We start from the raw sequence: 4,212 nt of genomic DNA on the forward strand, positions 1-4,212 counted from the left end.
TCTGATGGTTGAGACATAGCCTGCATCTTGAATAATTTTAGAAAAACTTTCCATGTTTTCTCTTTCTGTAGGCAAATAATTAACACCCGGCCACGGGTTAAATTCAATTAAATTAACTTTGCAAGGGAACTGTGCCATGATCTTTGTAAGTTGTTTTGCGCACTCTTTACTATCGTTAATTCCTCTTAACATAACGTACTCTAAAGTAATTTTTTCATTAATAGTTTCCGCATAGTATTTGCACTGTTCAATTAAATCTTTGATTTTAAATTTTTTATTAATTGGCATAATTAATTCTCGGATTTCATCTGTTGGTGCGTGTAATGATAATGCTAGATATGTTCCAATTTCTTTTGCAGCTTGTGGAATCTTATCTGCAATTCCAGCTGTAGAGACTGTTATTTTTTTTGGACCATAATTGAGGCCATCTTTATCTTTTAAGATATCAACTGCAGTTTTAACATTGTCATAGTTGTAAAATGGCTCACCCATTCCCATTAAAACAATATTAGTGATTATTTTTTGCTCTTTCCAATCATTCAATTGCTCTTTTGCAATCATGACCTGATTTACAATTTCAGAAAAATTTAAATTTTTTACAAGTCTTTGAGTTCCTGTATGACAAAATCTACAGTTTAATGTGCAACCAACCTGCGATGAAATGCAGAGAGTCCCTCTAGTTTTCTCAGGAATAAAAACACACTCAACTTTATTGCCATCTAATAATTCGACCAACCACTTTATAGTTCCATCTTTAGATGTTTGTTTATCTGCAATTTTTGGTTTTTTTAATGTTACTTTAGAAATTAATTCATCCCTTAATTCAACAGGTAATGTTGTTAAGTTATTTAATTCTAGCAACCCTTTTTTATAAACCGCTTGCCAGAGCTGTTTAGCTCTCATCGAAGTCTTCTTTTCGTCAATGTTTAAGTCTTCTGATATAAACTGTTTTAAAGTTTGAAAGTTAAAGTCGAAGAAATTTTTTAAACTCATGGAAGATAGTTTTACTGAAAATTTATTAAATTACTTTTAAATTTTAGCTTAAAATTTGCTTTATTGTTTTAGTTTCGCCAATTTTAAAAAGTACCGCATCTTTTTCTTGGTAACCAAAGTTTTTAGTGTTTGCTATGAATTTAGTAGGGGGCTCGAACGGGTCTTCAAGTGACATTAGAATAGTTCCCCAATGCATACCGACAACTTTACTTGCCCTTAGGTTTCTTCCAATCTCTAAAGCCTCTGCTGGATTTGCATGCGAATATTTCATAATTTCAACAGGTTCATAGGCACCAATATTAACAAAAGCAATATCAATTGGGCCAAATTCTTTTCCAAGTTTTTTATAAACTTCACCCGATGCGGTATCGCAACAAAATAAAATTTTCTTTCTTTGAAATTCAATTAAATAACTTCCCCATAATGTTCTGTTACGATCAAACAATTCTCTTTTTGACCAGTGGATTGCTGGAAGAAAAGTTATTTTTAAGTCATCTATTTGCTTTTCTTGATACCAATCCATTTCATTCACATCTTTAAAACGATAATCTTTATAAAATTTTGAAAGTTTTAAAGGACATAGTACTTTTGTTTTTTTATGTGGAAAATCTTTAGTCGCCTCAGCATCCAAGTGATCATAGTGATTGTGAGTGAGTAATAACAAATCTGTTTTTGGAAGGTCTGCTAATTTAATTGCTGGATCAATATATCGTCTTGGACCTAGTGCAATAGGGCCAGCGTTGGGTGAAAAAAAAGGATCCGTAATAATAGTTTTGCCCCCTAATCGAATTAAAAAAGTTGCATGACCAATCCAAGTAATAGTGTCCTCGTTTTCTAAAGCTGTTAAACTTGGAAGAACATGATCTTTTGGAATAACATGATCTTCAGGAACTTTAACTTTGATTGACATTCTTTCCTTAGTGAATTTAAACCAAGGAAATTCATAATCTTCTCTTTCAATGCTGCCCTCAGGATTTCTAAAAGTTCCATCAGGTAGATGATGATAAGGTCTAATGTAGGACTCTTCTTTTTTAAATATTGTTTGTGTATCTTCTTTGCCGCTTCTATTTGTTACTGGGACTGACGTACAGCTTGCAAGCAATAATAATAAGAATGATAAAGACTTATCTTTTGCTACTCTAAAAAAATTACGTTTATTATTAAAGGCGTCCATGAATTTAGTTTGTAAACTAATTTTATGTTATTTTATTGTCAATTATATTAAATAAATATTACCAATGAAATCAACTGTTCCATTCATATCTTCACTTCCAAAAACTGAAATTGATCAGTGGTTAAAAGTTTTAAAGAGGAAATTACCAAGGGAAAAAGTTGTTAAATTTTCAAGTTTAAAAAAATTAGACTATCAAAAAATTGATGTAGCTATTGTTGCAAATCCAAATCCAAAAGAGGTTAAAAAATTAGTAAATTTAAAGTGGATTCAAAGTGTTTGGGTTGGAGTTGAGAAATTAGTTGAAAGTTTTAAGGGAGACAACGTTAAGATTGTCCGTCTCGTTGATCCTGAGATGAATAGAACAATGGCAGAGGCGGTATTATCATGGGTTTTATATCTTCACCGCGATATGCACTTTTACCGAATTCAACAAAATAAAAAAACTTGGAAAGAGAAAGAGTATTTAAAATCATCAAAAAAAGTTGTTAGTTTTATTGGTCTTGGCGAACTTGGCTCAGCATCCGCTAAAAAATTAATAGAGAATAATTTTAATGTTTGTGGTTGGAGTAGGAGTGTAAAAAAAATAAATAAAGTTAAATCTTTCACAGGTACATTAGGACTTAAGAAAATGTTAATGCAGACAGATATTTTAGTTTGCTTAATTCCTTTAACTAAAAAAACTAAATATTTATTAAATTACAAGACGCTGTCTTATTTAAAAAGAGGGGCAAGTATTATTAATTTTGCAAGGGGCGCAATTATTAATACCAAGGATTTAGTTAAACACTTAAATTCTAGAAGAATAGGGCATGCAGTCTTAGATGTTTTTGAAACTGAGCCTTTGCCTAAAACTAATGTTTTGTGGAAGCATAAAAATGTAACTGTACTTCCGCATATCTCAGCAAACACGGATATAGATACTGCCTCTGATATAGTTTCTAAGAATATTAAAAAGTATCGCTTAAAGAATAAAATTCCAAAATCAATAAATATGCAAAAAGGTTATTGATTAAAAATGCGATGCTGGATTGTCTAAACATTTATCTTTTAAGATGCAGGAGACAAATTCAAAAGCTTGATCAATATAATCAGTCATTAAAAATAGATTTAAATCTTCTTTATTAATTACTTTTCGATCAACAAAGTAATCAAAGTTAATCGCCTGACTCCAATATTTTTTACTAATTAAAACAATAGGCATGGGCTGTTGTATTCGATGGGTTTGTTTTAATGTTAATATTTCAGTTAATTCATCTAAAGTTCCAAATCCTCCAGGAAACATTATCGTTGCTTTTGCAGGTTGGGTTAAAAAAAATTTTCTCATAAAAAAATAATGAAATTGTAAATTTAGTTCAGGGGTTATGTATTTATTATTTTTTTGTTCTTTTGGAAGTTCGATTCCAAGACCAATACTTTTTCCTCCAGCTTCAAATGCTCCTCGATTAGCAGCTTCCATGATTCCAGGACCTCCTCCGGTTGCAATTACAAATCGATTATGATCCTTTGAAAATTCTTTTGCCCAAGTTGTAAATTTAAATGCAAGTAATCTTGCTTGTTCATAATATTCTGAGTTCTCTATATCGATTTGATTACTACTTTGATTATCTTCTTTAGATATAAATCGTGCACTGCCAAAAAAAGTTATCGTGTCTTTGATTTTATGAAATTCAAATAAAGATTTAACTTTTTCATATTCTGATAAAATTCTAACTGATCTTCCCTCAGAACTTTGTAAAAAATCTTTGTCTTGAAAGGCTTTTGATGGATTATCCATTAATAATTAGATTTTTCTGATATTCCCTTGCGTTCTTAACTTCTTTACTCCATTTTATTTCAACATCATCTAAATAAATATAATCATCTTTTTTAATATTTTTAATAGCAACAGCGCCTCCAGATAAACCTAGTGGTAATAAATTCTCTTTAATGCTTCGCTCAGCAGTGAATAATCTACCTCGAGCTGCAAATCCTCCTTCACCATCTAAAATCTCACCAATTTTAATATCTTTTTTTGCAACAGATACGACATCTGCGTTAAAATAATT

At 30.7% G+C, this 4,212-nt stretch carries 5 protein-coding genes; 1 reads left to right on the forward strand and 4 read right to left on the reverse strand.

The features are described from left to right. Positions 1–993: dual-specificity RNA methyltransferase RlmN (gene rlmN, locus AC8IGH_RS05115; protein WP_507419640.1), on the reverse strand; the 993-nt coding region annotated here is incomplete at its 3' end. 43 nt (positions 994–1,036) lie between these two features. Continuing rightward, entirely contained in the window at positions 1,037–2,167 is a 1,131-nt protein-coding gene (locus AC8IGH_RS05120) for an MBL fold metallo-hydrolase (protein ID WP_507419641.1), read from the reverse strand. A 64-nt stretch (positions 2,168–2,231) separates the two neighbouring features. On the opposite strand from AC8IGH_RS05120, the gene AC8IGH_RS05125 reads away from it, so the two are divergent. Further along, positions 2,232–3,176 carry a 2-hydroxyacid dehydrogenase gene (locus AC8IGH_RS05125; protein WP_507419642.1) on the forward strand — a complete coding sequence of 315 codons (945 nt, stop codon included), beginning with the start codon at positions 2,232–2,234 and terminating at the stop codon, positions 3,174–3,176. On the opposite strand, the gene AC8IGH_RS05130 is transcribed toward AC8IGH_RS05125, so the two are convergent. Together AC8IGH_RS05130 and AC8IGH_RS05135 are read right to left on the reverse strand one after the other, a co-directional pair. Beyond that, a complete protein-coding gene (locus AC8IGH_RS05130) occupies positions 3,177–3,941 on the reverse strand; it encodes an LOG family protein (protein WP_507419643.1) in 765 nt (254 codons plus the stop codon). It abuts the gene before it with no gap. Then, a partial coding sequence (locus tag AC8IGH_RS05135; protein WP_507419644.1) for an SAF domain-containing protein occupies positions 3,934–4,212 on the reverse strand: 279 nt, incomplete at its 5' end. The genes AC8IGH_RS05135 and AC8IGH_RS05130, both read right to left, overlap by 8 nt.

The sequence above is a fragment of the Candidatus Allofontibacter sp. genome, assembly GCF_038145245.1.
Taxonomy (GTDB): Bacteria; Pseudomonadota; Alphaproteobacteria; order Pelagibacterales; family Pelagibacteraceae; genus Fontibacterium.